The sequence below is a fragment of the Flaviflexus ciconiae genome (genome assembly GCF_003971195.1).
Classification (GTDB): domain Bacteria; phylum Actinomycetota; class Actinomycetes; order Actinomycetales; family Actinomycetaceae; genus Flaviflexus; species Flaviflexus ciconiae.
In genome coordinates this window covers 2551239-2577135 of sequence record NZ_CP034593.1, presented here as the reverse complement: position 1 = coordinate 2577135, position 25897 = coordinate 2551239, and the positions used below count along the sequence as shown (strand labels likewise).

The window sequence follows — 25897 nt, the reverse complement described above, 5'->3', positions numbered from 1 at the left end:
AGAGGTACACTCTTTGACCATGGTCAATAGAGATTATTCCACTCGCCTTGGCTGGCTTGAGCATCGTAACCGGGTGCTCGACGCTGTCACTGCGATCGCTTCCCTCATGGCCGCGAACCATGACATCGATATGGTGCTCGATCGCATCACGGCTCTCACACGTGACCTCACTCGGGCGGACATGGCCTATATTTCCATCAACGATGCCAAAGAGACCTTCATTCAATACTCCACGGGGGTCCACACCCAGGAATACAGACAGATTCGTATGCCGCTGGGGACGGGGGTGCTGGGCAAAGCAGCCGTCGGCCACGGCACAGTCCAGACAGCCGACTATCTCGTCGACCCCGAGCTCATCCATCTCGAAAACATCGATGAGATAGTCAGAGCCGAAGGGGTTCGCGCCATCCTTGGCGTTCCCATCATGGTTCACGGCGCTCTGCACGGAGCTTTGCTGCTTGCCAACCGCAGACCTGGCGTCTTCTCTCCGACCATTGTCGGGACCGTGACAACGATCGCCCACCACACCGCTATCGCCCTCGATCAGTCGCGCCGCTTCCGAGAGGTGAGCGCTACGCTCGCTGGTTTGCGGGAGAGCTACGATGACAGTTCCGAACGCCTCATGGCACTCGAGACGGTCGTTAACCTTGATGCTCTTCTATCTGAGAGTCTTGCTCAGCAAAGAGGACTCGACCACTTTGCTCGGACGGCGGCAAAGACTCTCGGATCTGATCTAGCGATCCTCGACTCCCAAGGCTCTCTACTGGCGCGCGGCAGCATCCACAGGAAACCCGAACTTCCGGCCTTCGCCGCGGAGCTGGGCCAACAGTCGTACAGTGCGGGCCGTCCGGTCATTCGGCAGGACCTTACAGCAGCAGCCGCGACCTCAGACTCTGAACATCTGGGAACCGTCATCGTCTATGACGCGGTCGCCGAGCCGCTTCTGCCTCGTGTCACCAGGACCGCGGTCTTCCTCGGTATTCTCCTCCTTTTCGAGCGGACTCAGAGAGGAGAGGAAAGACAGCGCGATCAAGGCCTGATCGGTGACCTCATTCAAGGTCGAAGAGTCGCAGCATCGGGAGTAGAGAGGCTTGAATCTCTGCTCCTCGGCGGGCCAGCCTCAGTCGCGATCGTGAGGACACACGATGAGTCCAGTACCCAACTCGACCGCGTCCTGCGGGAAGCTCTCGCCCTCAGTGCCAAAGATCATGGCCTGAGCGGACACCAATTCCTTGCTGTCGAGCACCACGATCACATCTGCCTGCTCCTCCCCAAGCATTGGCAGAAATGTTCCTACAGAGCCTCGTGTCCCATGCTCAGAAAAAGGGGCGAGAAGTGCATTGCGCTCTCGGCGGTGAAGTTGCCCGCGGGAGCGACTACGCCGGCGCACACGCACTGGCGCTCACCACCATGGCCGCTCTCCAAGCACTCGGGTTCCCCCAACGCGTCTACAAGGCTGATGACCTGGGATCACTCGGCGTCATCCTCGCCGCACAGAGAGATAACCCCCATGCCTATTCTCCGATTACAGAGATTCGCCCGCTCATCACCTACGATGCTCAGCACGGCACAGAACTCACGCGTACTGCATGGGCCTATTCTGAATATCGGGAGAATGTGAAAGCGACAGCGACCAGATTAAAGGTCCATGAGAACACAGTCCGTCAACGGCTCGCCCGCGTTGCCGAACTCATCGGCTCTGACTGGCAAGAGGCACGCTTCCTCGATGTTCAGCTCGGCCTGCGAATCTGGTCGCTGAGCCAGCCGACAGACCGATCCTGAAACGCGGTGCAGATACCGGACCGCCGCACTCGATGGACACTTTCGGGCTGCAGCGGCAAGCACGGGTCACCGCATACATCGGCGATAGTCCCCGTGAGGTCCAACTCGTGCAGTTTGCACAACGATGTGAATCTGCGAGCCGTTAAGACAGCCTAAATGGTAGAACCATCTCCTTAGCGCACCATCAACGGGACCCAGTACCTCACTGCAGCGTAGTGAACTGTTCTACAATCTGATCATGGGGTGGCTCTCGCGATTTGAACCGGTGCGCCATGGACTCAATGAGACGAAGAGTTCGCCATCGGGTAGTCGAGATGAGCCTAAGCGCTCCTCGTACCTGCCTCATGAGGAGACTCTCGCGGCAGTGAGCACACCTGCAGAGACCACGGCGACGGGGACCAACAGTTCATGGCGCGAAAGCCGTGTCCCAGAATTCCCAGCCACTCCAATTAGCGGCATCCAGTCTCTGATGCGCTCATTAAATGATCAACAGAGACGCGCATCCACCACCGATAGCAGGATTGCCCTTGTCCGAGCTGGAGCCGGAACGGGTAAGACAGCGACGATCATTGCACGGTGCGCGCATTTGATCAGCGAAGGGGTAAGCCCCAACAGCATTCAAGTCCTGACTTTCACTCGACGCTCGGCGGCCGAGATTCGTGAGCGAGTCGAAGAAATCTTAGGGCCTCGCGCCTATGGATTAAATGCGTCGACATTCCATTCATGGGCGATAGGTCTACTCAGGAATAGTGAAGAGCTCTGGGGGTATGCGGGCTGGACGGTCATCGATGCTGACGATCAGGTATCGCTGTTCAGAGAAGCTCGCGGCCGACGACCTCGTGGATTCCCCACGGCCGGCCAGATCATGGGCGTGTACTCCCTCGCTCGGAACGTCGGATGCAGGCTCAGCGAAGCAGTCAAGATAAGGCTGGATATCTCAGAAGAAATCAGCGCGGAGCTCGGCCCTATCGCGCGCGAGTACGAGCGCCAGAAGTCTCTAGGTAAGTATCTCGACTACGACGACATCTTGGATATCGTGGGACAGCACCTCGGTGGTAGCGAACCCCTCGCGGCCTGGGTCGCACAAAGCTTCAACCATTTGCTGATCGACGAAGTCCAGGACACCAATCCGCTTCAATGGAAAATTATCCATGCCCTCGCCCCTCATGTTTCCCTCTACTGTGTCGGCGATGACGCTCAGTCGATCTACGGGTTCAGAGGCGCTGATTTTGAGAGCATCCATAATTTCAAGGATGCCTTGCCAGAAGCCGATGAGTTCAGCCTTACCGTCAACTACCGTTCCACCCAAGGAATCCTCGACCTTTCGAACTGGGTGCTTGAACAAAGCCCGCTTGATTACAACAAGAAACTCGTGGCTGCACGCACAGAGTCCAGCACTCCACGGATCGCTGAGTTCATATCGGACAACAGCTCAGCCGATTGGATAGCTGGGCAGATCCAACAATCACGAGATCAAGGTGAAGCGCTGCGCGACAATCTGATCCTCGCTCGCAGCGGCTGGTCGGCACGCTCTATGGAGCGCGCCCTATTGGAGCGCGGCCTGCCCTACCGGTTCTATGGCGGACAGAAACTTTTAGAATCTGCGCACATACGCGATCTACTGGCAACCTTGCGGATTACAGTAAATCCGTTCGACAAACTCGCCTGGCGCAGATTCCTCACCCTGTATCCAGGGATTGGCCCAGTAAAGGCAGCGCGTATCACCGAGGAGCAGACCGGCATCTATATCGATACCGGGGGCTTTGACTTTTATCTGCTCCGACCACCAGTCGCTATTCTCCTCCAAGAACTTTTGGAAGCGCGGCAGGATCCCAGCAGATCCGTACAGCGCGCAGCCTACCATCTCATTCCAATCTTGAAGGATAAATACGCCTCAGACTGGACCCACAGAAGGCACGACTTCGATCTCCTGCTCGAACTCTCAACTGACCACACATCGGTCGCCGAGTTCCTTGAGCAGCATGTTATCGACCCTCTTTCTTCGACTGAACGCACAGGCGGGCCCGACAGCGATTACGTCGTTCTGTCGACCATTCACTCATCCAAGGGCATGGAAGCGAACAACGTCTATTTGTTCAAAGCTGGGCCTGGAAATTTTCCTTCAGAACAGGCTAAGACAGAGCAAGAAATCGAAGAGGACCGCCGAGTTTTATACGTTGCGCTCACTCGTGCGAAAAACAGCCTAACGGTGACGAGAACAGCTCACCATTACCCGCCTCCCTACACTCGATTTCGTACAGACTTCACCAGCCTTCCCTATTTCCTCAGGAAGGTCCCTCATTCCCTGTGGGATGTCGTTCACGTGCCTGAGCCGAGAAACACCTTTAACCCGCCCTCCAGAAAGCGGGTACCCGCTCCCCCAAGCGAGCAGAACGAAGTCATCCCAGAAGACACTTACGACGAGGTCCCTTTCGACGACCTCCCCCACCATGACATCGTCCCCGACGACATACCCCACGAGGACATCTCCTTCGACATCGCACCTTACGTCGATGTCCCCTTCGACGATCTCCCCCACCACGACACCGTCCCCGATAACATTCCCCACGAGGGCATCTCCTTCGACATCGCACCTCACAACACCGTCGCCGACGACATCCCGTACGACGATGTCCCGTACAACGATGTCCCTAAGCGATCACCTCAAAATCAGCATCCTGAAGTATCCTCCGGCGCTCTCCCCTTCTCTGCGGAACAGCTTCGCGCCTTCGGCATCACCGACCAATGACCAAAGCTGTACCCGCGCCGCTTTTTGCAAACTTATTGTCGAGAGATGCGATGAAAATAGCCCTCGGACTGCGACCGCAGTCAACGGCGAAATAGCAAAGGAAGCGATCTCTCTCGGCTAGCAATCATCAAACCTGCTCAGGAAAGAGAGATAGGACATACCATTGACATATGCAGGAACGGTCAAAGGCGACAGACAAATATCGGACCACAGCTTCGCTGGGCGGTGCCGACAAGTCGAAGCCTGTCAGCGCTACGGTCTCTCTCCTTAATTCTCTCAACGAACAGCAGCGCGTTGCCGCCACCACCGAGTCGCGACAGACTCTCGTCCGCGCTGGTGCGGGCACCGGCAAGACGCTCACGATTGTCGCCCGCTGTGCACATCTCATTGAATCTGGGGTTCAGCCCCAGCAGATCCAAGCGCTCACATTCACTCGTAAGTCTGCGGCAGAAATCAAGAGCAGGGTCGAGAACCTCCTCGGTGTCCAAGCAGCCGGGCTGAACGCGTCGACATTCCACTCGTGGTGCATGACCCTTATCCGCGGAAACGAGGATACGTGGGGATACAAAGGGTGGACAGTCATCGACCCTGAAGATCAGTTGACGATATTCAAGATCGCACGGGGTCGGTGCGAGCCGGGCCTTCCACCTGCAGCCAGCATCATGAACTGCTACTCGTTCGCACGGAATGCTCAGCAGCGTTTCATACAGGTCGCTGTAGACCGACTCGGTCTCACTCGGGATCAGATAGAGGAATTTATCGTCCCCGTTATTCGCGACTACGAGGAAGTGAAGAGACTCAATCGCTACATCGACTACGACGATGTGCTCGCCATCGTCGGCATGCAGCTCCAGGCCAGCGATAAGTTAGCCGAGTGGATCGGGAAGATGTACTCACATCTCCTCATCGATGAAATGCAGGATACAAACCCGCTCCAGTGGCAGATACTCAGACCCCTAGTCAGCAGGCTCTCCCTCTACTGCGTCGGTGATGATGCACAATCGATCTACGGATTCCGCGGGGCCGACTTTGCCAGCATTTACAACTTTCAGGACATCATCCCCGGATCAAAGATCTATAAGCTCACCGACAATTACAGGTCGACTCAGGGAATTCTTGACATCTCAAATTGGCTGCTGAGGCAGAGTCCACTCTCGTACGACAAAGATCTCGTCGCCCAGAGAAGCGAAGAATCAACTCCTGCCTTAGAAACTTTTGGAGCGGAGCAGACAGCAGCCAACAGGGTCATCGATCTCGTTGAAGAGACTGTTAATGAGGGAGAGAAGCTGAAAGACAACCTCATCCTTGTCCGGGCGAGCTATATCGCTAGAGCAGTCGAACAAGTCTGTCTACAGAGAGAAATACCCTACAGATTTTATGGCGGCTATAAGCTCCTGGAGTCCGCGCATATCCGAGATCTCTTGTCCGCTCTTCGTATCGTCGCCAACCCTCTTGACCAGCTTGCCTGGCTGCGATATCTCATGCTCTTCCCGAAGATTGGCGAAGTTAGTGCGAAGCGCCTGATGGACGAGCAGATAGCGCACCTCCGCGCACACTCAGATATCGATTACAGCGCGCTCCCCTCTCCAGTCGCTGACACCCTCTCGGACATACGACAGCATCAAAATGTTGTTCCAGAAGCGATCACCGTCGCCGCTGAACATCTGGATCCTGTATTGGAGAAGAATTACAGGAACCAGAACTGGGACAGGCGCTGGCCTGACTTCCTCCACCTCAAAAGTCTCGCCCACGGCCACACATCCGTCGCAGGGTTTGTTGAGCAGTACATCATCGACCCAGTCTTCTCAACGGAACTCACGGGAGAACCGTCAGAAGATGCCGTTATCATCTCTACAATTCATTCCTCGAAAGGAATGGAAGCGAACCACGTCTATCTCCTGCACGCCTCCCCGGCCAGTTTCCAACGCCACGAGCCGTTGACCGCGACACGATCGAAGAAGATCGCCGGCTACTCTATGTTGCGCTGACAAGGGCTCGAGACACATTGACGATCACCCGACTTAATCTGAGCAACTCACCCGTAAACTTCACTTCTAACCGCAATCCCGATCTGGACCTCTACTTCTTTGCAGATCTGCCCGATCAACTGGCAAAGAGGATAAACAACGTGGAGCTTTCAAGGCCCGCTCCCCCGAGCGGAATCGAACTTCCGCGGATCGATCTCTCAGTCGAGCTGTGAAGCTTCCATAGCGCACCGCAACGAGTGTCCGACCGCGCAGACCAATAGGATCAGTGGTCCGGCCAGACCTGGACCACGCCGTCCCTCGGCCAATTTGACGCGGCAAAGCCGCACGACCTTGGCGAAGCACGCCTCGTCCTCGTCGGAAGCGACTGGGCTGCCGGCTGGCACTCATTCGTTGACGGCGCTATCGAAACCGGTTACCGCACTGCGAACAAGATCAACAATCTAGCCCACAAAGCCTAGTAGCCCGCCCCGCCCCACCCCCACGTAGCACCACTGCGCGGTATCTTCGTTAGCAGTACCGCATACCAAAGGGGGTGGAGCGGTGGACCTGAGTGAATTTCGAATAGCGATCAATGAATCTTTCGTACCGCTGGACGTCACCACCGACGTGTCAGATTTTCATGCCGAAATGCGTGAGCACCGCATGATCGATCAGCATGCGACCGCATTTGTCTCTATCCGCGCTGATCGCCACGTAGTTCGGCGCACTGAGCAGCTGATCGAAGATTCACCACGCTCCTTTTTTAAGATCTCTCTGCAGCTCGAAGGCCATTCATTCATGGAGCAGGAGGGCAGCGAAGTTTACCTCACCCCCGGCGACCTGGTCATCTACGACACCTCAAAGCCGTACGTCCTCTCCTTTGACTCTCCGTTTGTTCTCATGGTTATCCAGATCCCTCACGACAGACTACGGATCCCCACAGAGCTTGTGGCTAGCGCCGTCGCAACACGCATCGGTGCCGATGATGGTCTTGGCCGCGTGGTCTCGCCCTTCTTCATGTCGATCGCCACAAACATGGAGCATCTCAAAGGCCCGGCTGGGGCGATGCTTGCGAAGAACGCTCTCGAACTGCTCGAGTCACTCATCAGTAATCAGCTCGACGTGGTGAAGACAGCTCAAGCCCCGCCCCACTGGGACCTGTTACGCAAGATCCAAGACTATGTGGATGACAATCTGGCGGACCCGGAGCTTGGGCCGCCACTGTGGCTGCCGCCGTTCATATCTCTACACGGCACCTGCATTCCCTGTTCGCACGACAGGGCACGACTGTCTCTACTTACATCCGGTCTCGGCGCCTTGAGAAGTGCTATCTCGACCTGACTAACCCAGCACTCGCCGATACTCCTATCTCCGGCATCGGCGCTGCATGGGGTTTCACTGACGCCGCCCACTTCTCCCGTACCTTCAAAGCCGAGTACGGCAGGGCGCCGCGCGAAGCTCGCACCCGGGCACTGAAGGCCGCTTAGCACCCAAAGTCATGTGCTCTGCGCCCGCAGTCAAGAAGTGGCGCAGGCAACATGACCATACTTACCTCAAGTCCTTGAAGCACTGGCGCTCGCGACGGAAAGGTAAGCAATGTCTAAGAATCCCGATTACCTCATTGTGGGAGCAGGTTCCGCTGGCTGTGTCCTTGCACGCCGACTTATCGATGCTGGCAAAAAGGTAACAATTCTTGAAGCGGGCCCCTGGGATACGAACCCGATCATCCCCAACGTGTGGGAAGCCGGCTTGCTGTGGGGCGGCCCCGAAGACTGGGGCTGCTGAAGGTTTAGGTGACAGCTTGTTTTCATGCCGCTGTTGCGGCGGGTGTGTTCATCATGGTTTCGAATTCGATCGGAGTCAAACGTCCCAAGCCTGCTTGTCGGCGCCGACGATGATAGGTCCCTTCGATCCAGGCCATGATCGCACCGCGCAGCTGGTCACGAGTGGCCCAGCGCCGACGATCAAGAACGTTGTTCTGTAGCAGAGCGAAGAAGCTCTCCATGGCTGCATTATCGCCAGCAGCCCCGACCCGGCCCATTGACCCGACCAGTCCGTGGCGATTCAGCACGGCCAAGAAATCTCGGCTACGGAACTGCGAGTCTCTGTCGCTGTGGACGACACAACCGGCAACTGGTCCGCGCATGCTTACTGCGTTTTCCAGTGCGGCCACGGCAAGATCAGATGTCATACGAGAGTCCATGGAATAGCCGACGATCTTGCCAGAGAAAGCATCCTTGACCGCGCACAGGTAGAGCCGGCCTTCATCGGTCCAGTGCTCAGTAATATCGGTCAGCCACAGCCGATTGGGCCCATCAGCAGTGAATTCATGCCGGACCCGGCCGTGTTCATCGATCCGGGCGCACAGGTCGTCATGGACCGCAGGTCCGGGCAACTTCGCGTTCTTGGCCCGCTTTTTGCCAAACACTGACCACCAGCCGTTATCGGAAGCAATTTTCCATGCGGTGCGATCACTTATGTCTTGACCTGCTTCGCGTGCCACATCGGCTAACAGACGATGCCCGAACCCAAGATCAGCCCGGTAGGCATCGAATAGAATGTTGGCACGGTAGGCTTCCACGAGCTCGGTATCGGTGATTGGATTGGCCAGCCACCGGTAGTAGGGCTGACGGGCAAGCTTGAAGACCCGGCACGTGACCGTAACGGGGATCCCGTCCTCGGCGAGCTCGCTCACGAGCGGGTAGAGCCTTTTCCCGGCAGATGTGCCTGCGATAAATACGCGGTTGCTCGCAGCAGCACTTCCACTTCCTGCTCAAGTAGCCGGTTACGTTTACGCAGCTCGCGCAGCTCATCACTATCGGCACGTGTCGGTCCCAGTTGAGCGCCTTCATCGATCTTTGCTTGGCGCATCCATTTATCCAAGGTGCCTACGTGAATGCCGAAATCTTTGGCAATCTGGTCGCGTGTCACTCCCGGGCCGCGGCTATTGGCAACGCGTACGACGTCGTCGCGGAACTCTTGGGAAACGGTCTTGGCATAACTGTCATCCTTCCAGACCAGCACACCGGCTAGCCAGATCAGATGTCACCTAAACCTTCAGCACTCCCCTCTAGTCGAGCCTTGGCTTTCAGCAGTGCTAGCTCCTCATCGGTGTGGGCTGAGCCAACCTGTTTGAGCTCCCGGTGACCCTGGCGGTGGGAGTAGACAATCTGCACCGCAGTAGCTCCCGACGCGGTCTTCACCGTCCGAATGAAAAGGCTCACAAACACTCATCATAAACACACCCCAAAACCAGTCCGATTTAGTGTCCAAAAACCCGTCTCCCAACCCGCATCACCACAGGTCACAGGCTCGCAGTGACCCACACCACTCCAAATTGAGCCAAGTCGGGTTATGCGTAGCAATAACCTCGATCTTAATGCGTGGGAGGGCACGGGAGGAAACACGTGAAATCACCGAAACGATGCCGATGCAAACTCTTCAATGCACTCGGTCACGGTACTCACGCCGGAATAATCCTTAACCCAGACGTGCAAGAATCACCCGCGCAATTACCGCCAAGGGCTCCAATGCCCTTAGCCTACGCGCCATCGCCTTGCCTCTCGATCACTTACCAATCCGCCGGGCTTGCAGACGGACACTGAGGATGCTTACGAAGAACAGATGTCTTCCTCTAAGAGAAATGCTCTCCATTCCAGAGGCGCGCCTCGCTAGAGAAAGAGTCTGAGCCCAAGGACAGTGAGTGCAGAAAGTGCTGAGACGATCGGAAGGGTGACAACCCAGGTGATACCAATATTCTTCATGAGCTTCCAGTTCGCAGCCCTGTTGGCAACACCAATACCAAGGACCGCGCCAATAAGAATATGGGTGGAGGATACAGGAAGGCCAAGCACGGAAGCTCCCATGACGACCATCGCGGCGGCGAGCTCGGCTGCGAACCCGGATGATGGGTGCATCTTCGTCAGGCTCGTACCCACGGTACGGATAACGTTGCGTCCCGTGAACCAGAGGCCCGCAACCAAAGCAATACCGAAGGCGACCATGGCGGCGGTAGGAACGGGTGCCATGGACTCTAAGCTCCCGGTGCGGAGCACGTCGAGGATGGCCACGAAGGGGCCAATCGCGTTAGCAATGTCGTTAGAGCCATGAGAGAAGGCGAATGCTGATGCAGTAAATACCTGCATCCACGAGAAAATGAGGAACGTAGAGCGCTGAAGTGACTTGCGCTTGAGCAAACGTACGAGGATCGAGGTCGCCATCCAAACCACTGCACTGATCATCGCCAACATAACAATTTTGCCTTCGGTGCTCAGATCAAGGTCCAAGTTCGACAGTCCCTTGAAGAGAAGCATGGACGCAATAACAAGAGCTCCGAAGGAAGCAAGGACAGGAATCCACTTCTCAAGAGCCCTGAAGGCACCCACATCGTCGGCCTTCTTATCAAGTCTCTTAAGTTCCTTGTAATAGTCGGATTCGAGCTCATCGATCTCGAAGTTGCCCGACTTGATTCGCTTCTCATCGCGGTCGAGCGCCCCAGTGTAGGCAACCTGCTGGAGTTCCGAGAGAGTTTCAAAGGCCTTCTTGTGCTTAACCGTGGCCTTCTTCCGTTCATCAGCCAAAGCCTCCAAGGCAGCATCGGCCCGGTCGTTGAACTGGAGAATGTTCGTCTTAATCCAGCGGTACATGAGGTAGGCGACGATACCACCAAGAAGCGGTGAGAGGACCCAGGAGATAGCGATCTGACCGATCTCTCCCCACTGCACCATGGCAAGCGGATTACTCTGCTCGGTCACGAATCCGATCATGAGGGATGCGCCAACAATGCCACCAACAATGGAGTGCGTTGTGGAAACGGGGTAGCCCATTCTCGAGGCGAATAGTAGCCACAGCGCTGCAGCCAGTAACGAGCTCATCATGATGAGCATAAAGTCGTTCGACTCCAGGTTGATGGCATCGAGATCGACGATGCCGGAGCGAACGGTATCGGTCACTTCACCGCCGGCAATGACTGCACCACTAACCTCAAAGACCGCCGCAATTAATAGCGCCTGTTTGATCGTGAGAGTGCCAGCACCCACCGATGTTCCAAACGAGTTGGCGACATCGTTGCCACCAATGTTGAAGGCCATGAACAGACCAAAGATCGTGGCCAGGAAGAAGATCGGGATGTTGGCGTCCGAGCCAATGTAGTCGAGTCCCCACCTGGCAAACAGGAAGAAGGACATCGCCATGAGAAGACCGAAGGCGATATTCCAGCCCGTGTTTCTCCCTGTTGCATCCTTGAAGGCCAACAATTCAGCGGAATTCGGCTTTGGCGCCCGACTCTCCATGCCACTCCAATTTCGATTAAAAGGTCGGCCCGACATCACATCAGGCCTGTTAGGCCATGAAAATTATGGCATGACAAGACACTCGTTTGTTGCCCTTTGGTCATATGTTGTTCACGTAACATACACATCTACAGAGCCGATTAAGGCGCTGGACTTTCCCTTGCCAAGTCATCGACGTCACAGCACCAATATTCGCCTGCAACGTGCCTGCTTTGCTCACTGAGAAGCATTCATTCCCGACCTTTGTCCGGGGTCAATCAACACCCTCCAATCAGAACCTGTCAACAAGGTAACGGGTCAGCTTTCCCCCGTTGCCGACTGATACGACTTCAGTCGGCATTACCGACAGCTACGCCACTCCAGTAGAAGGGCGACCCCATCAAGAGACCGCCCTTGTACAGTTGGGCAATCACCACTTGTTACGTACATCCTCGGCAAAGCCAAGCATGTTGTCGATGGTGATCTTTTGTCCATCAACTGTCACGGTTCCGCTGAAGTAGCCGAACACCTGGTTCGCTTTCATGGCAATGACTCCGAGATCGGTGATGGCATCGTGGTTCCAGAACGGCTCCAGCCAGAGGTCCACTGATTCAGAATGCAGATGCCAGGGCTTATCCCACTGCCCAAACTCATAGTCCCATGTGATGTCTTCGTGAATTGGGTAGAGCCTGCCGTCAACTGTAATGGCATTCTCTCGAGCACCCGTGCCATCAGTCCACTTCGCCCCGGACTGGAATCCTACGGCGACAGTTCCTGAAGGCGATTGCCCGTATCCACTGGCAGCACCCCAGTTCCAATCCATCTTGTACGGCCACCGGCCACGCCCATGGTCAAGGATCGCCCAGGCCTCCCCTGCTGGCAGTTCAATAACTTCACCATCTAGTTCAAGGTATCCGGTTGCCGGCAGTGCTGTTTCCTTTACGGTGTACTGGAAGCGTTTCTCCGACCAAGGCACGACCACGCCAAGCGCTTCGTGTTCGGGAGAGCGATGTGCTGTCACATCAAACCGTACGGATGAAATACCGGAAGGATTCACTCGAGGTGCCTGACCTTCTGCACGGAGCCGTGTTCCCTCGGTCACCGGGTCAATAAATGCTCTCATCCGGCCCGGTCCCGTTGGCAGCAACTTGCCACCCAAGCTCATTGAACCACCGCGCGCCACGCCATCACCGAGAGATGGTTCGAGTACCGCTCCGCGAGCAAACGGAACGATGGCGGCGACATCGAGGCGCTTGCCCGTGAGGATCTCATAAACCCAGATACTGTGGGAAGAGGCGTAATCCACGTCGCTGATCGTGAGCGAGAAAAGATGGGTGGGAGTCATCACGAGCCAGTATTCCCAGCGCTTGTTGCGTCCCCACGCCCTAGGTAGTCCACCATGACCAATCCCAATGCCCGAGGTGTCATGAATCGGCCTACGTGACCAACCCACAGCATCCGGGTTAAGCAACCCATCGGGCCCGACAAGAGAAACTGGTTCGGTCAGTTCACGTTCGCCATTCCACATGTCCCAAGCTTACTGACTCCTTGCCCACAACTTGCCGGATTGCAAGGAAGCAACAACACAACGGCAGAAGGCCCGGCTCATGGAGCCGGACCTTCCTTAGGTTGAGAATTCTCTTACTGGGATTCCTCAACCGTTTCTCTGATCGCTCTGCCTATCGTCATAAGACTTTGAAGTCTGTTCGTCCCATGCCCGAGGCGCAGTGTGCCAGTGTGGTTCGGCTGATCAGAGAAGTATTCCTACGCCTTTTCTACCTGGACGAGGTTGGTGTGCTGTCCGTTGCCCTTGGCGAGCGGTGTCGGGTGGAGGCTGGTCAGCATGTTGACCGCACCGCCCTGGTCGACTCCGTTCTCGTCAATCTGGATCCATGCACCCTGCGGGACGGAGATTGCGCCGGGGACGATACGCGGGGTGACCATGGCTGGCAGGGAGATCCTGCCGCGGTCGTTGTAGACCACAACCTTGTCATCGGATTCGATACCGCGTTCCTTGGCGTCAGCTTCGTTGATCCATACGCGCTGGTGGTGTGCTGCGCGGAGCGCTTCGAGGTTGCCATAGGTGGAGTGGGTGCGGCCCTTGAAGTGGTGACCGATGCACTGCAGCGGGTACTTGTGGTTGGTTCGCGCCTCTTCCGGACCTTCGCGGGTGACCACGTAGGCGGGGATAGGCGTGATTTCATCACCGGGGATCGGGTCGGGGAACTCCCATTCCTTAGCCATGTCAGCCAGCTGGCTCGAGTAGATCTCAATCTTGCCCGAAGGTGTACCCAAGGGATTTGCTTCGGGATCGTCACGGAAGGACTTGAGCGCAACTGTGGGACCATCCGGGCTCGTGTACCGGACAACACCCTGTTCCTTGAGTTCATCGAAGGTCGGGAAGATGTCCGGGTGGTTCTCCCGGGCCTGCTCGTGAAGCTCGCGGGCCCAGTCCTCGGTGGTTTCCTTGCCCTGCGAGAACTCCTCACCCACACCCATGCGGTTAGCGATCTCGGCGGTGATCTCAATCGAGGAACGTGATTCGTAGAGCGGTTCGATGGCCTGGTGGATCATGATCTCGTAAGCCATGTCGCCCGTGTATTCGGACGGGACAAGATCCCACCGCTCCGCGGTGGTCGTATCCGGCAGAACCAGGTCGCAGAGTTCCATCGAAGCATTCATCTGGTTGTCGATACCAAGAATGAACTCACACTTCGAATCATCATCAAGAATCTCTCGTGTCCGGTTGATGTCACCGTGCTGGCTTGCAAGCATGTTCGATCCGTAAACGAGCATGAACTTGATACCCACATCGAGCTTGTCCTTGCCTCGCACACCATCCCGAACGGCGGTGAGCTCGGGACCACGGTCAATGGCATCCGTCCACTTGTAGCAGGAGATACTAGCCTCGACCGGGTTCACACCATCATCCAGCCACGGCGTGTAGGGCCACAGGTAACCTTCCCGACCACCGGTGCCGCCGCCGGGAATACCGACGTTTCCGGTAAGGGCTGCAAGCAGGTAGATAGCGTTCGCGTTGTTCTCGCCATTGGCGTGACGCTGAGGGCCCCAACCCTGAGCAATGTTGGCTGGCTTTGCCAGTGCAACCTCGCGAGCAAAAGTACGGATCTTATTCGCGGGAACACCGGTAATCTCCGCAGCCCACTCGGGAGTCTTTTCAATACCGTCTTCGCCCTTGCCCTCAATGTAGGAGCGGTAGGAGGCGTTCTTCGGAGCACCCTCCGGCATGTGCTCCTCATCGAAGCCCACGCAGTACTTGTCCAGGAACTCCTGGTCGTGCAGGTCCTCGGTGATCATCACGTGCGCCATGCCCGCAACGAGAGCAGCGTCGGTGCCCGGACGAAGAGCAATCCAGTCATCGGCAAGAACCGAGGCCGAGTCAGAATAGCGCGGGTCCACAACAATGATCTTGAGACCGGCCTTTTTGGCCAGGGTGGCGGTGTACGTGTTGCCACCGCCGGACATACGGGTCTCGAGCGGGTTGTTGCCCCACAGGACGAGAAGGTTTGAGTTCTCGATCGCATCTTCGATCGAGTTCGAAATCTGCTCGTCCGGGCTACCGTAGAAGTACCGGGTGCACTGGGAGATCTGAAGGTATGAGTAGTTGCCGTAGTAGCCGAGGTGACCGCCGAGCAGGTTGAAGAGCCTATGCCAGCCACCCGAGTTTGCAACATGTGCGTTCCACACACCGGAACCGTACTGCTTGTACACGGATTCCGGACCGTACTTGTCGTACGTGTACTCAAGCTTCTCGGTGATGATGTCGAAAGCCTCATCCCACGAGATCTCTTCAAACTCAGCATCGGACCGCTTGGCCCCAACTCGCTTGAGGGGCTTCTTGATGCGATCCGGGTTGTAGATCCTCTCCCTCATGTTGCGCCCGCGCACGCAGGCGCGAATCTGACGGTTCCAGAGAGTGTCATCACCGGTGTTATCGGGGAGAACCCGGGTGACTACGCCATCCTTTACCTGCAACCGCAGCGGGCATCGCGAACCACAGTTCACCACGCAGGCAGACCAGATCGTCGCGTCAACATCAGCAGCACCGTCGCCGCTTTCGCTTCGCGCGCCCGGCATGCCCAGCTGAGTGGTAGTGGCAACGAGTGCAGCGGTTCCGCCAGCTACACCAGACCACTTCATAAACGACCGGCGGCTCAAGCCCTCCGTGACCGTCATCGACATAGTCATCCTCTTTCCTCTTGAGTTCTAAGCTTTAATTACGTCGCTGACGCCAGGCTACGAACCAACTTCCAGAAAATAGGGTGAAGAAAGTCCCGATTCGGCACCAAAGTCCCAACGGGTTTAACGAATATAGAGAACAAGGATGATTCGTAATTAAACGGACAAAGCATCGATCGGTTGACCGATTTGCATGACTCAAGAGAGGCCGTCCGCACCTGCGAAACAGCGCGTGCAAATCCCGCGCATTTGCGCATCCTCACTTACATCGGACTTAGCCGGTCAAGTGACGTGCACTCACCCAAAGCAGTCTGTAGCCGAAGAAGGCATTTGCACGGATAGCTTGACTTCAGGGATACAGCCTCTGTCGACCAACGGCGCGCTGGATCCCACGGTGGTCTCGTTCGCCACTTCTCTCACGTCTTGACCAGGTCAAGCCGATCACGGAGAGCACGGTTCGCACACGCCGGTCAATAGAGAACTAAGGAATAGGCCAGCGCACCCCATCACCTTCGCAGTCCCCGCCTATTCCACCACCGGGAACATGGCACACACCATCGACCAGAGAGCGTTCCCCAATTGGCTCATTGAGCTCAATCGTCAGTGGAACAACATTATTCGCCAGGCAGTTGTTGGCACCATCCGCCAATGTTTCGACGCGGGCTTCGATCAGGATCCTGTCATCCTCATAGTCGATAACTGGGTCGAGCACGGTACCGGTCTCTCCGCTGGCGCATTCGATCCTCATGACGCCGATATCAAAAGTGGTTGACTCTGCCGTGACGTCGTCGCTGATTAAGCTCCAGGTTGCCGTGGTTCCACCCGAGGAGTTTGTCGTAGTCCCCGCCGGATCACCCGAGCCATTGTTTGGATCGGAACTCTGGCAGGCAGAGAGAAGTAGCAGCGAAACCGCCACGATCGGCACGATCTTTTTCATGCTTCAGAATAACCCCGCATACAACGGCAACGCCACGGCACGGCATGGAGCAAGCGATCATGCCTGCCCCTCAACGTGGGCCGGGGCCCAACCATTGCAATTGCACTGATCAGGCCCCGGTTGGTGAATAGCTCTTTGACTCGAGATAAGCTGCGGAGCGATCCCTTAGAGTTCCAGTAGTTCCTAGCTTTCCAAGAGTTAACTCTTGGACGCCGTCGGATTGGCGGAGGGGTCCTCCGGCGGGTAGTAGAGAACCTTGGCCGGGGTGAACTCCCTGATTCCGTGCACTCCCATTTCCTTACCGTAGCCCGAGCGCTTCGTTCCACCGAATGACATTTTGTACGACGCGGTGGTTGGCTGGTTGATGGCCACGAGACCGGTATCGATCTTCTCGGCTACGCGGCGAGCACGATCAAGGCCACGGAGTAAACAGAGCTTGCCAGACCGAAGTCCGAGTCATTCGCAAGCGCAATGACCTCATCTGCGTCGGAGAACTTGTAGATCGCTGGCGTGGGGCCGAACAGCTCTTCCTGGAAGATCGGGTTGTCGGGGGTGATATCCGTGAGCAGGGTCGGTTGTACGAACCAACCGTGATCCGGAACCGGCTCACCCAGCTCTGTTGCGGTTTCTCCGTGCTCAACGGCGCGTGCGATCTGCTCCTTCAGATGCTTCTGAGCATCCTGCGAGGAAAGTGGGCCAATGCCGGTGGCGGGGGTCCGTGGGATCGCCGATCTTGGTGGCATTGATCCGCTCCTTGAACTTGTCGAGGAATTCGTCGTAAATGTCCTCGTGGATGAACATGCGCTTGGGTGAAACACAGACCTGGCCGGCCACCATGAACCGGAACATCGAGCAGGCAATAATGTTGTCGAGATCAGCGTCCTCGAACACGATCTGAGCATCGTTACCACCAAGTTCTAGAACGGATGGCTCGATTGCCTTGCCTGCCTGGCTGGCAACGATCGAGCCAGCAGCATCCGAACCCATCATGGTGACGCCGCGTACGCGGCGGTCCTCGATGATTCGCTCAACCTGGTCATAGTTGGCACGAACCTTCGTGAACACGCCCTTGAGTAGCCCAGCGCCCGTAAAGATCTGCTCGATGGCTTCGGCCGACTGGGGAACGATTCCCGCATGCTTAAGAACAACAACGTTGCCTGCCATGAGGTTGCCGCAGGCCGGTCGAACGGCCTGGTAAACGGTTGCGTTCCAGGGCTCCACGGCAAAGATGATGCCGAGAGGCTGGTAGATCATCTCACCTGACCCTCTGGCAGGATCAAGATCGACAGGTTCCGGCGCGAGGAATTCCTCGGCGTGCTCTGCGTAATACTCGAGCATCTCCGCCACAAAGTCACCGGCCATGAAGATCGAATTGGTAATGGGCAGCCCCATTTCCTTTGTCACGATCGCAGCAAGGTCCTCCTGGCGTTCCCGGAAAAGCTAAGCCGCCTTACGCATGTAGACCGCACGCTCTGCGTAGCTCTTTATTCGCCAATCCTCGAAAGCCGCTTGCGCAGTATCGAGCACCTCGTCGACCTCCGCATCGGTTGCGTAGTCGAACTCCTTCTCAACTTCACCCGTAAAAGCATTAGTAGTTGCGTAACCCATTGCGTCCCCTTCCCTGTGGACCAATCATCAGCCAGCAAGCACATGATGCTTGCCCGTTTGAGTCGCGGTCACCTTTGACCGCCGTCCTCCCCTTCAGCCGACTTGCAGGCAGCCTGTCCGTGTAACCCAGGTGACACAACCGTCTCATTACTGACGGCGAACACAGTCAACATGTTGGGCCACTATAACTCCACATCTGGAGGAGAACATGCCGTTACTCCGCACAAATCAGACATGGAATGCTGGCTCTGCAGGTTGCAAGACCGTCACAGGCCAGGGCGAGACCGGTGTTTCATGTTGACTATCGTAAACATGTGGCTAGATTCTGTCGTACGTGGAGTCGAGCACGACGTCCTCGGGATGGTCGACGCCGATCTCTGCAAGGGAGATCTCAAAGACCGTGAAGTCTATGGGCGACCAGTAGCAGTCAATTTGCACATCATCAGGGTTGTTAATCGCGACAGCCAGCTCACCGTCACCCCGATCAATAACTGATACCGACTCATCGCAGATCGGGACGGCGCTCGCTACGGCAACACTGTCGTCGAATGTTGGGCCTTCGCTATCTTCCAGGCGCTCCCGAACATCCTCGGGCACCTCTGTCTCGTACCAGTCATCCCATTCCTTCTGGGAAATGAATAGCTTCGGTGAGCCCAGGTCAATTTTCGCCACAGAGTCGATCGCCCCTTCCGAGACCGTGAAGAGCGGGTGTCCCACGACGTCATACTGGCTGTCTGGGGTCTCGCTCGGATCCGATTCGGTTGGGTCCTCACTCGGTTCGTTTTCCGGCAAAGTTTCACTTGGTCCGGCCCCACCCTTGTCATCTTCGTCTCCGGGGATGAGAGAGCAGGCACTCGTAGCAAGTAGAAGCGCTCCCACACCTAGAACAAGCTGTTTCTTCACGACCATGATTTCTATCCTTCACCCCTCGGTTGGGACCGACGCTAACAACCAGAAAATGGCGTTACCAATGGTCAGGAGAGTAATGGTCCCCAGGGGAGGTCTCACCACCGCACTCGGCCCCTCCGCTGCCCCTCCGAGTGTTGCGTCAAGGTCTTGTCACCCACACACCTCCCGTTGCCTTCCTACATCGGAAACTTTTGAATTCTTTCTTCTAAAAAAAAGAAACTTCATTCTTCGAGTCTGAACACTGCCTTGGAGCACTCCGTCCCGTAGTCGAGTCGGGGCACGAGGAGTGGAAGAATTACCCCACGGGCATTCGTGACCGGAGACGCTTAGATCGAACATCACCCGCCCCGGCAAGTACGAGAGCCCGCAGTCATAGCACGTTGGCCCGGGTCACGATAGCCAGTCAATCGCTTCTTCTACGTGATTGATTCCAGAGTCCCGCACTGGCGAGCTACGGACTGAACTATCAAATATTTCAAGGGGAGGAATCCCATGATGTCGACCAGCAAGTACACCAGTCTTTTCGCATCCGTTGCACTCATCGCTGCTCTCGCAGCATGCTCCGACAGCACGGATAGCGACGGGTCGGATACGGCAAGCGATTCAGAAACCACGACCGAATCAACCGATATCCCAACCGAGGAGAACACTCCACCCGAGGAGAGCACCGAGCCGCCAGTCGAACAGCCAACCGGCCCTGAGGATCCTACCGTCGAGCCCAGCGATCCTGCTGACACCGAGACGGGCGATGAGACAACCACGGACACTGGCGAGATCACCATGCCAACCGACGCCCTGGAATATGCGGACGCTTTCGTGGTCGCGTGGGGCAACGGCAACACAGAGGTCATGGAACTGCTTGCCACGGCCGAGGTTATTGACGCTCTGGGTGACGAAGGTGGCCCAAGCTGGGACCGTACGGCAAGCGACGCTGGGGCTGGCTCTGTCTTCATCACCTACACGAATCTTGATGATGGTTCGGTTCTCGAACTCAGGGTCCAGAACGAAGCAGCCTCACTCGGTGAGGAGCAGGCAGTCGTTGAGGCAAGATTCACCGAGTAACAAGCGGGCTCAACTACCATGCACATCCCAAGACAGGAAGAGGGGCCGGGAGCCTCCGCGAGTGCGGATAAGATCCCGGCCCCGCCTGTTCCCGCGAGTTGAGGCTACGGCCGTTTTCAAGCTTCAATCAGTTCCCTGATTTCTGACTTTATTTTGCTGCTCCCTAGGTGTACTTCCTTGGGATCCAGGCAGGTATCCCCCAGTCCTTAGACGAGAAGGAACACACCCCAGGTGAGCAGGAAGCCCGCGACACCGAAGATCGTTGTGAGGACGGTCCAGGTCTTGAGACCATCCTTGACGGACAGGCCAAGGTACTTTGTGACAATCCAGAATCCGGAGTCGTTGATGTGGGAGAAGCCGAGGCCACCGAAACCGATAGCAAGGGTAACCAGCACTGTTTCCAGGTCGGAGTATCCCGCCGCCGCAATTGGTTCGACCATGAGGCCCGCCGATGTCAGAATCGCAACGGTTGCCGAGCCCTGGGAGGCGCGTAGCGCGGCCGAGATAAGGAAGGCGGCGAGGATGATCGGCATATTCAACTCGACCAGTGTCTCGGATAGGGCGTTGCCGATGCCGGACTGGACGAGGACGTTGGCGAATACGCCACCGGCACCCGTCACAAAAACGATGACGGCAACATCGGGAAGAGCGGAGTCGAGGATCGATCCGCGCTTTTCCAGCGACCATCCCATCTTGTTACCGATAACCAGGTAGGCAACGATAACGCCGGTGAGCAGAGCGATGGTGGAGGAACCGATCATACCTAGCCAACGCTGTACGGTGGTTCCCTCCTCGAGGACCATGTTGCCAACGGTGCCGAGCATGATCTGGAGGATTGGCAGGAGGATCAGGAGCATAACCGTGCCGGCGCCGATGGCCCGAACACGATTCTTGACCGCTCCCATGACCGAGCCATCCCCCACAATCTCATCGGCGGGTTCATCCGATTCGACAGCCGCGGGACCGGCGGTTGCCGGGGAATCCAGGAGGGTGATGCCATCGGTCTTGAACGCCTTCGCTGCAAAGTAGCCGATAACACCGGTGACGGCACAGAGCGGTAGGCCAACAAGAAGCATCATGCCCACGTCGGCTCCGGTGATACCGGCGGCGGCAACCGGGCCGGGGTGGGGCGGGAGAGCGACGTGGACGGTGAGGAGAACGCCGCCGACCGGCAAACCAATCTTTAGGGGATTGATCTTGGCGACGCGGGCAAAGCCAAAGATGATCGGGGCCAGGATGATAAAGCCAACGTCGAAGAAGACGGGAATGCCGAGAACAAAGGCCGCTGCCGTCACGGCACCGATCACCCGCTTCTCACCGAGGACCTGCGTGAATTTTTGCGCCAGAGCATCGGCACCACCGGCTACCTCAATGAGGCGGCCCAGCATGGCACCGAGGCCAACAACAATCATGACGGAGGACAGGGTATTGCCCATACCCGTTTGTAGGACGGGGACGATCTCTTCAACCGGGATTCCCGCGGCAAGGGCGGTTCCGAAGGCGACGAGGAGCATGGCAACAAAGGCCGACATCTTGACCTTGATGACCAGCAGGAGAAGAACAATGATGGCACCAATAGCGATGCCCAAAAGCGTTGCAGCACTCATTTTTGGGTTCCTTAAACTACCGGCCAGCAACCGAGTGGATCACTGGCCGGTTATCTAGGCGCTATCAGGCGCGGTCCTCCGGGGAAACGACGCGGATCACGGACGAGTCATCCATGGCCGCCTGGCCGCGTGCAAAACCGAGGAGGTATTCCTGCTCGGCGGCCGCAGCCACCGGCACCGCCATACCAACGCTCTTCGCAGCGTCAGTCACGATTCCCATGTCCTTAACAAAAATGTCGAGACGGGACTTCACTTCGGCCTCTTCGCCGTTGTCAGCCTGGATGGCACGCGGGCCGCGGTCACCCAGCATGAACGAAGCGGCAGCACCAGACATCAGCGCCTCAAGGGCAACGGTCTGATCGAGTCCGAGCTTGCCAGCAAGGGCAAGAGCCTCACCGGCGGCAGCAATGTGAATACCGCAGAGAAGCTGATTCACGGTCTTCATGGACTGGCCCTTGCCCGGAGCCTTACCAACCCAGACAAGGGTGGAAGCCATCGCGTCAAGCACGGGCTTCGCGAATTCGTACTCTGTTTCGTAGGCACCGACGGTGACGAGCAGGTCACCCTTGCCGGCACGTGCAGGACCGCCCGAAACGGGAGCATCGACCAGACCAATGCCCTGTTCTGCGAGCTGCACGGCAACTTCCTCAACCGGTGCGATACCAATGGTGGAGGTGAGGATGATGGCGGAGCCCTTCTTCATGACCTCCGCAATGCCATCGGCCCCGTAGAGAAGCTCATCGAGCTGCGCTCGGTTGCGGACGGCAACGAGAACGAGGTCCGCTCCGTCAGCTGCTTCCTTCGCGGAAGTAGCGCTAGCTACTCCCTCCTTGTCCGCGAGCGCCACGCGCTCAGCGGCAATGTCATATCCGACGACGTCGAATGACTTGGCGAGCCAGCTCGCCATCTGCAGACCCATGGCTCCCAGGCCGAGTACGGCAATTCTGCGGGACATAATCTCTCCTTTGAGTTGGGTGATTGGTAGTAATCACATGGTGGTGGGCGAATCCCTGGCATCCAGCAGAACGCTTGGCCGAGCAGGACTTTGGTTAGGAACGAATCACTGGCATCCAGCAGGGCCGGTACCGGGCGAAACGTAGGTGATAAACGAATCGTTCGGCAAAGAATCGATCATCTGGGTCGTGAACCAGCATCATCACCGATTCACACGGCGGGTGCTTAGGCGGATAGCTTGTCGACGACATCGGCGAGCGAGGAGTCGCTTCCGACATTGCCGGCGAAGACGATGTAGGGGATCCCTGCGGCCGGACCATCTTGACCGGACCAGAGGGAGACGATTCCGGAAAGCATCGGACCAACGACGATGGCACGGCCAATCTCGAGTCCCTTTGATGCCACGTCGGAGGAGGTAATGCCACCCTTCGCGACAACGAAGCGGGGCGGATTCTTGGCAAGAATCTGGCGAACAGCACTGACAACACCAGCGGAGACGCGGCGGGAGATGTCGAGTGAGGAGTCAGCATCCGTTCCGGTGACAAGCGTGCGGGAGGTGCGGATAACGACATTGCCGGAGTTCAGCGCCTCCGCAGCATCGCTGGCAAGACCTGCGATGTAGTCCGCTCCCCCTTCGGGATCGATGAGGCGAGCAACGTCGAGTTCCAGCTCGTAAGGCGCCCTGCGTTCCCGTAGTTCATTCAACTGCCGGGTGGTCAGTCCAACGTGGGAGCCAACGATAACGAGACCACCTGCGGCAAGGCCACGGTCCCCGCGAGAGTCGTTGATCTCGTCAACGGTGAGCGGAGCGTGGACGTCTTGGCCGATCCTTGCGCGAACGAAGGGAGGGCCAACGCGGTAGATAAACGTGGATCCTGCCTTCTCAGCTTCGATAAGAGCCATGGCCAGAAGGCGCAGGTCATCTTCGGAGACAATGTCGACGGCAATGGGAGTGCCGTTCTTGGCGGAAGTTAGAAGTTCAACGGCGGCATGGCGGTCACCGCGAAGGATGTTGAGGTCGAGAACAAGGACATCCTTGGCAGGTATATCGCCAGTGGTCTTTTCTTCAACCCAGTCAGGCAGGTAGGAGGATTCGTATCCGAACGTCGCATCCTTCGCGAACTCCGACTCCCCTACGGGAATGAAGCCATCGGATTCCGACCCTGCGTAGTGCATGCCACCAACGGTGATTCGCCCAGCATCCCCGAAGGCGGGAACGATAACGATGCCGTCGACGGGCTTACCCGTGACCTTCTGGATCTCGTCGCCGATGGTGTTCGGTTCTAGGGGGAAGTGCCCGCGCAGGGTTGAGTCGGAGCGGGACACAAACGCTACCTCGATCCCGGCTTGCTTCGCTGCCGCGAGCGCGGCGGTCACCGCTTCGCGGTTAACACGCTCAGCATCGGCGGGTGCCAGCGAACGGGAGTTGATCATGACGTAGACGGCTGGCTTGCCGGTTTCGAAGGCCCACAGGAAGTCGTCCTTCTCCCATGTCATCAGTACGGGCAGATCCGCAACCGACTGCGTTCCGGTCGGATCATCGTCGAGAACAACGTAGACGACCGTATCGTTCTCGCGCGCTCTTGCCGCTACAACGTCATCTGCCGAGACGCTAACGGGCTCGGGAAAATCGGCGACCAGCTCGCCAAGTTGCTTCTTCACCACAATTGTCACACTCCTTTGTGCTCAGACCTCTGAGGTTACTTGGGAGTCTAGGTGACATTTGAGTCGAACGCAAGGAAATTCTTGCGCGAATTGAACAGCGAGAAATCTTTCGTAGATCATCTACGACCAGGAGAAAGACATGCGCCATCACTAAGCCGCGCCTTCGATGAGCCGATGTGTCGCGACATATGTGACACCGCGATTCGCGTCAGCACCGCACTGAATGCATGAGTTCTCGGATGGTTGGCCTGTGCAACGGGGCCGGTCTACCCCGGTTCTACTCTCGCGATGTGGCGTTCTGTTTGATAGCGTCCAAGACACCGGATCTATACCCTGATCTGCAATCTCGTGAACTGAGGGAACTCGCTGTCGAGTCGTTCCCTACCGGATTGGGGTTACGGATCGGAGAGGAATGACGCCATGAAGAAGTCAGCCATCGCAGGAACACTCCTAGCAGCCCTAGCCCTTGCAGGATGCTCGGATAGCTCTGGGGAGCCAACAACGATCTTCGAGGAAGTGTCGCCGGACCCGACAACGACAGATCCGACGGACAATCCCAGCGAAGAACCCACCGAGGATCCCACGGAGTCGCCAACTGGCGACCCGAGCGAGAATCCGACGACCGTGCCTCCGGAGCAAGGCACCACTCCGGTCGAGTTCGATACCGATGCCGAGCTACCACCCTCCCCCGAAACTGGTGTCACTCTCACGTGGACCGTTCCTGGCGAGACCTTCCATATCTACACTCGAGGGTCGAGCACCGAGGGTTGCTATCCAGTGCCGACTGAGGCGTGGACCGATGGTGAGACCATCGAGCTCACGTTCGATCCTGCAAACGCAGGGCTGAACTGCACCACCGATATCGTCACCTACGGTTGGGAAGTCACCTGGGATGTCCCAATCGAGGTTGATGGTGAAATCGAGGTGACCCTGACAGACGTTCTCGGAATGGGGCAAACTCTGAGCGCGATTCTTCCCGCCGAACCGGGGGCACCGGTCGCCTAGCCGCGAGCTGGATGCCGGTGACTTGGCTACGAACTAAAGCCATTACCCAGCCATAAACTGGCCTCCAGTTTCGCATTTGAAACCGGTTCGTCGATCATCTGATTGGCAGTAACCTCAACGCCAGCGAGCCCTTCGACTCCATCACTGTTCAGTGCATCAGTGCATCAGTGGATCCCTTGCAA

Annotated in this window: 22 protein-coding genes and 2 pseudogenes; 11 read left to right on the top strand and 13 right to left on the bottom strand. The window is 57.1% G+C overall.

Annotation, left to right across the window (positions count from 1 at the left end):
• Window positions 1–19: 19 nt before the first annotated feature.
• The 9 genes and pseudogenes from EJ997_RS11520 to EJ997_RS11480 all read left to right on the top strand — a co-directional run bounded on the left by EJ997_RS11520 (window position 20) and on the right by EJ997_RS11480 (window position 8283).
• Entirely contained in the window at window positions 20–1621 is a 1602-nt protein-coding gene (locus tag EJ997_RS11520; RefSeq protein WP_164719991.1) for a GAF domain-containing protein, read from the top strand.
• Window positions 1618–1782, top strand: coding sequence for a helix-turn-helix domain-containing protein (locus tag EJ997_RS13810; protein ID WP_206501944.1), 165 nt, complete (start codon window positions 1618–1620; stop codon window positions 1780–1782). Before EJ997_RS11520 ends, EJ997_RS13810 begins: the two co-directional genes overlap by 4 nt.
• Window positions 1783–2146: 364 nt before the next feature.
• On the top strand, window positions 2147–4531 hold the full coding sequence (locus tag EJ997_RS11510; protein ID WP_164719987.1) for an ATP-dependent helicase: 2385 nt from the start codon (window positions 2147–2149) through the stop codon (window positions 4529–4531).
• A gap of 170 nt (window positions 4532–4701) precedes the next feature.
• Window positions 4702–6519 carry an ATP-dependent helicase gene (locus EJ997_RS11505; RefSeq protein ID WP_126704670.1) on the top strand — a complete coding sequence of 606 codons (1818 nt, stop codon included), beginning with the start codon at window positions 4702–4704 and terminating at the stop codon, window positions 6517–6519.
• Window positions 6483–6731, top strand: a complete 249-nt coding sequence (locus EJ997_RS14155; protein ID WP_407644352.1) for a 3'-5' exonuclease — start codon at window positions 6483–6485, stop codon at window positions 6729–6731. Before EJ997_RS11505 ends, EJ997_RS14155 begins: the two co-directional genes overlap by 37 nt.
• 60 nt (window positions 6732–6791) lie before the next feature.
• A pseudogene (locus EJ997_RS14150) lies at window positions 6792–6977 on the top strand (FAD-dependent oxidoreductase); the annotation flags it as partial.
• An 82-nt stretch (window positions 6978–7059) separates the two neighbouring features.
• Entirely contained in the window at window positions 7060–7839 is a 780-nt protein-coding gene (locus EJ997_RS11490) for a cupin domain-containing protein (RefSeq protein WP_126704669.1), read from the top strand.
• A complete protein-coding gene (locus EJ997_RS14145; protein ID WP_126704668.1) occupies window positions 7722–7985 on the top strand; it encodes a helix-turn-helix domain-containing protein in 264 nt (87 codons plus the stop codon). Before EJ997_RS11490 ends, EJ997_RS14145 begins: the two co-directional genes overlap by 118 nt.
• 109 nt (window positions 7986–8094) lie before the next feature.
• A complete protein-coding gene (locus EJ997_RS11480) occupies window positions 8095–8283 on the top strand; it encodes an NAD(P)-binding protein (RefSeq protein ID WP_126704667.1) in 189 nt (62 codons plus the stop codon).
• 22 nt (window positions 8284–8305) lie between these two features.
• On the opposite strand, the gene EJ997_RS11475 is transcribed toward EJ997_RS11480, so the two are convergent.
• The 10 genes and pseudogenes from EJ997_RS11475 to EJ997_RS11425 form a co-directional block, all read right to left on the bottom strand.
• Window positions 8306–9519 (bottom strand): IS3 family transposase gene (locus EJ997_RS11475; RefSeq protein ID WP_228201642.1). Its coding sequence is split into 2 segments (ribosomal slippage): window positions 8306–9211 and window positions 9214–9519, totalling 1212 coding nucleotides; the frame shifts between segments, so codons are not numbered across the junction.
• A 17-nt stretch (window positions 9520–9536) separates the two neighbouring features.
• Window positions 9537–9722, bottom strand: a complete 186-nt coding sequence (locus EJ997_RS11470) for a hypothetical protein (RefSeq protein WP_126704666.1) — start codon at window positions 9720–9722, stop codon at window positions 9537–9539.
• 447 nt (window positions 9723–10169) lie between these two features.
• Window positions 10170–11750 carry an inorganic phosphate transporter gene (locus EJ997_RS11465; RefSeq protein WP_228201502.1) on the bottom strand — a complete coding sequence of 527 codons (1581 nt, stop codon included), beginning with the start codon at window positions 11748–11750 and terminating at the stop codon, window positions 10170–10172.
• Window positions 11751–12198: 448 nt separating this feature from the next.
• The gene (locus EJ997_RS11460; protein WP_126704664.1) at window positions 12199–13296 is read right to left on the bottom strand and encodes a DUF2804 domain-containing protein; all 1098 of its coding nucleotides are present in this window, start codon (window positions 13294–13296) and stop codon (window positions 12199–12201) included.
• A 236-nt stretch (window positions 13297–13532) separates the two neighbouring features.
• Entirely contained in the window at window positions 13533–15977 is a 2445-nt protein-coding gene (locus tag EJ997_RS11455) for a DMSO/selenate family reductase complex A subunit (protein ID WP_228201500.1), read from the bottom strand.
• A gap of 472 nt (window positions 15978–16449) precedes the next feature.
• Window positions 16450–16905, bottom strand: a complete 456-nt coding sequence (locus EJ997_RS11450; RefSeq protein WP_126704663.1) for a hypothetical protein — start codon at window positions 16903–16905, stop codon at window positions 16450–16452.
• 198 nt (window positions 16906–17103) lie between these two features.
• Complete coding sequence (locus EJ997_RS13805) at window positions 17104–17277, bottom strand: aldehyde dehydrogenase family protein (protein WP_265936819.1); 174 nt, start codon at window positions 17275–17277, stop codon at window positions 17104–17106.
• 23 nt (window positions 17278–17300) lie between these two features.
• Entirely contained in the window at window positions 17301–17648 is a 348-nt protein-coding gene (locus EJ997_RS13800; protein ID WP_126704661.1) for an aldehyde dehydrogenase family protein, read from the bottom strand.
• Window positions 17542–18513: pseudogene (locus EJ997_RS13615) on the bottom strand (aldehyde dehydrogenase family protein). Before EJ997_RS13615 ends, EJ997_RS13800 begins: the two are co-directional and overlap by 107 nt.
• A 318-nt stretch (window positions 18514–18831) precedes the next feature.
• Window positions 18832–19422 (bottom strand): hypothetical protein, encoded by a 591-nt coding sequence (locus tag EJ997_RS11425; protein ID WP_126704658.1) that lies wholly within the window; start codon window positions 19420–19422, stop codon window positions 18832–18834.
• Between the two features lie 492 nt (window positions 19423–19914).
• On the opposite strand from EJ997_RS11425, the gene EJ997_RS11420 reads away from it, so the two are divergent.
• Window positions 19915–20484: a hypothetical protein gene (locus EJ997_RS11420; protein WP_126704657.1), complete on the top strand. Its 570-nt coding sequence runs from the start codon at window positions 19915–19917 to the stop codon at window positions 20482–20484.
• A 206-nt stretch (window positions 20485–20690) separates the two neighbouring features.
• On the opposite strand, the gene EJ997_RS11415 is transcribed toward EJ997_RS11420, so the two are convergent.
• The 3 genes from EJ997_RS11415 to EJ997_RS11405 form a co-directional block, all read right to left on the bottom strand.
• Window positions 20691–22091, bottom strand: a complete 1401-nt coding sequence (locus EJ997_RS11415) for a GntP family transporter (protein ID WP_126704656.1) — start codon at window positions 22089–22091, stop codon at window positions 20691–20693.
• Between the two features lie 64 nt (window positions 22092–22155).
• Complete coding sequence (locus tag EJ997_RS11410; RefSeq protein WP_126704655.1) at window positions 22156–23046, bottom strand: NAD(P)-dependent oxidoreductase; 891 nt, start codon at window positions 23044–23046, stop codon at window positions 22156–22158.
• 224 nt (window positions 23047–23270) lie between these two features.
• Window positions 23271–24707 (bottom strand): four-carbon acid sugar kinase family protein, encoded by a 1437-nt coding sequence (locus EJ997_RS11405; protein ID WP_126705057.1) that lies wholly within the window; start codon window positions 24705–24707, stop codon window positions 23271–23273.
• Window positions 24708–25130: 423 nt separating this feature from the next.
• Here EJ997_RS11405 and EJ997_RS11400 point away from each other — a divergent pair, with 423 nt between their 5' ends.
• Window positions 25131–25715 carry a hypothetical protein gene (locus EJ997_RS11400; RefSeq protein ID WP_126704654.1) on the top strand — a complete coding sequence of 195 codons (585 nt, stop codon included), beginning with the start codon at window positions 25131–25133 and terminating at the stop codon, window positions 25713–25715.
• Window positions 25716–25897 lie beyond the last annotated feature (182 nt).